Below are 3,195 nucleotides of genomic sequence, written 5' to 3' on the forward strand. Positions count from 1 at the left end.
GTGGTGCTCGGCGCGCGTTACGCCAAGAAGCCGATCGAACTGAAGATTCCGATCACCGTTGCCGGCATGAGCTTCGGCTCGCTGTCGGGCCCGGCCAAGGAAGCACTCGGCCGCGGCGCAACGATTGCTGGAACCTCGACGACCACCGGCGACGGCGGCATGACCGAGGAAGAGCGCGGGCATTCCAAGCAACTGGTCTACCAGTACCTGCCGTCGCGCTACGGCATGAACCCGCGCGATCTGCGTCGTGCTGATGCCATCGAAATCGTTGTCGGCCAGGGCGCCAAGCCGGGCGGCGGCGGCATGCTTTTGGGTCAGAAGATTTCCGACCGCGTTGCAGAAATGCGTACGCTGCCCAAGGGTATCGATCAGCGCTCGGCCTGCCGTCACCCCGACTGGACCGGTCCGGACGATCTCGAGATCAAGATCCTCGAAATCCGCGAGATCACCGATTGGGAAAAGCCGATCTACGTCAAGATTGGTGGCGCGCGCCCCTATTATGACACGGCACTAGCAGTGAAGGCCGGCGCCGACGTCGTTGTGCTCGACGGCATGCAGGGCGGCACGGCAGCAACCCAGGAGGTGTTCATCGAGCACGTCGGCCAGCCGATCCTGGCTTGTATCCGTCCTGCCGTTCAGGCGCTCCAGGATCTCGGCATGCACCGCAAGGTTCAGCTGATTGTCTCCGGTGGCATACGCAATGGTGCCGATGTGGCCAAAGCGCTTGCACTCGGCGCCGATGCAGTATCGATTGGAACCGCGGCGCTTATCGCGCTCGGCGACAACGACCCGCGTTGGGAGGACGAATACCAGAAGCTCGGCACCACTGCCGGCGCTTACGACGATTGGCACGAGGGCAAGGACCCTGCCGGCATCACCACGCAGGATCCCGAGCTGATGAAGCGCGTTGATCCGATCGCAGCTGGTCGCCGTCTGGCGAATTATCTGAAGGTCATGACGCTAGAGGCACAGACGATCGCCCGTGCCTGCGGCAAGAATCACTTGCACAATCTCGAGCCTGAGGATCTCTGCGCTCTTTCGATCGAAGCTGCCGCCATGGCTGGCGTGCCGCTAGCGGGAACGAGCTGGGTGCCTGGTAAGGGTCCCTTTTAAAACCACAAGGATTGGGAGGAGCAATTCACATGGGTACGGCCTTTGAAGCCAAAATCGATCAGTCGGAGGTGACTGATCTCAAAGAGTTCGCAAGGGCTCGCAACATCCGATATTTCATGGTCTCGTATACGGACCTCTTTGGAGGTCAGCGCGCCAAGCTGGTGCCGGCGCAGGCCATTTCGGACATGCAAAAGGACGGAGCCGGCTTTGCCGGCTTCGCGACCTGGCTGGATCTGACCCCGGCACATCCAGACATGCTGGCTGTGCCGGATCCGCTTTCAGTGATCCAGCTGCCGTGGCGCCCGGAAGTAGCCTGGCTCGCATCTGACTGCCTGATGGAAGGCAAGGGTGTCGCCCAAGCCCCGCGCAACACGCTGAAGCGCCTGGTCGCCGAAGCCGCCAAGGAAGGCATGCGGGTCAAGACCGGCGTCGAGCCGGAATTCTTCCTCACCACGCCGGATGGCAGCCAGATTGCCGACGAGTACGATACGGCGGCAAAGTCCTGCTATGACCAACAGGCTGTCATGCGCCGCTTCGACGTCATCGCCGAAATCTGCGATGCCATGCTCGACCTCGGCTGGAAGCCCTACCAGAACGACCATGAGGACGCGAACGGCCAGTTCGAAATGAACTGGGAGTATGACGACGTTCTCCAGACCGCCGACAAGCACTCCTTCTTCAAGTTCATGGTTCGCTCGATCGCCGAAAAGCACGGCCTGCGCGCGACCTTCATGCCGAAGCCCTTCCAGGGTCTCACCGGCTCTGGCTGCCATGCCCATATCTCGGTGTGGGATCTTGCCGGCAAGTCCAATGCCTTTGCCGACAAGAACATGGAACTCGGTCTTTCCGAGAAGGGCCGCCACTTCCTCGGCGGCATCATGAAGCATGCCTCGGCGCTCGCCGCGATCTGCAACCCGACTGTCAATTCCTACAAGCGCATCAACGCACCGCGTACCCTTTCGGGTGCGACCTGGGCGCCTAACACAGTGACCTGGACCGGCAACAACCGCACCCACATGGTGCGTGTGCCAGGCCCCGGCCGCTTCGAACTGCGCCTGCCCGACGGCGCTGCCAACCCCTACCTGATGCAGGCGATCATCATCGCCGCCGGCCTCAGCGGCATTCGCTCCAAGGCCGATCCTGGCCCGCGCAGCGATGTCGACATGTACCGTGAAGGCCACACCGTCACCCATGGCGCCAAGCTGCCGCTCAACCTGCTTGATGCACTGCGCGCCTATGACGAAGACAGCGAGCTGAAGGCTGCGATGGGCGAAGAGTTCTCCGCCGCCTACATCAAGCTCAAGCACCAGGAGTGGAACTCCTACGCTTCCCACTTCACCCAGTGGGAACGCGACCACACGCTGGACGTCTGAGGCACCCAAACAGGCATTGCGCCCGGTCTTCCAGATCGGGCGCGGGCCTCGGACACACCTCACATTACGCCGGAACACATGCGATGAAATATTCGATCTTCTCACACGCCAAGGAAGCCCTGTCCGGCCACAAGGGCTGGACCCGCGCCTGGCGCGATCCGGCACCCAAGAGCCACTACGACGTGATCATCATCGGCGGCGGCGGACATGGGCTCGCCACGGCTTATTTCCTCGCCAACGAGTACGGCATCCGCAATGTCGCGGTGCTTGAAAAGGGCTGGATCGGCTCCGGCAACGCCGGCCGCAACACCACCATCATCCGCTCCAACTACGGACTTCCCGGCAATACCGGCTTCTACGAGATGTCGATGAAGCTGTGGGAGCGCATGGAGCAGGATCTTAACTACAATGCGATGGTCTCCCAGCGCGGCATCATCAACCTCTATCACTCCGATGCCCAGCGCGACGCCTTTGCCCGCCGTGGCAACACCATGCGCATCAATGGCATCGACGCAGAATTGCTCGACGCCGTGCAGATCCGCAAGGAATTGCCGTTCCTCAATTACGACAGCCCGCGCTTCCCGATCATGGGCGGCCTCATGCAGCGCCGCGGCGGCACCGCCCGCCACGATGCGGTGGTATGGGGTTATGCGCGCGCCGCCGACCAGCGTGGCGTCGACATCATCCAGAATTGCGAAGTCACCGGCTT

General features: G+C 62.0%; 3 protein-coding genes. All 3 read left to right on the top strand.

Translation table 11 applies throughout. The features are described from left to right. Positions 1-1,113: FMN-binding glutamate synthase family protein (locus AC1DUU_RS27335; protein WP_476786489.1), on the top strand; the 1,113-nt coding region annotated here is incomplete at its 5' end. 29 nt (positions 1,114-1,142) lie between these two features. After that, on the top strand, positions 1,143-2,486 hold the full coding sequence (gene glnT / locus AC1DUU_RS27340) for a type III glutamate--ammonia ligase (RefSeq protein ID WP_476786490.1): 1,344 nt from the start codon (positions 1,143-1,145) through the stop codon (positions 2,484-2,486). Positions 2,487-2,569: 83 nt separating this feature from the next. Further along, on the top strand, positions 2,570-3,195 hold a 626-nt coding region (locus tag AC1DUU_RS27345), incomplete at its 3' end, for an FAD-dependent oxidoreductase (RefSeq protein WP_476786491.1).

This window comes from Aminobacter sp. P4_H6_2, assembly GCF_056400805.1.

What these genes read in the sequence shown, in the direction of transcription:
- glnT (WP_476786490.1), top strand. Translation starts at nt 1,143, where the DNA reads ATGGGTACGGCCTTTGAAGCCAAAATCGATCAGTCGGAGGTGACTGAT.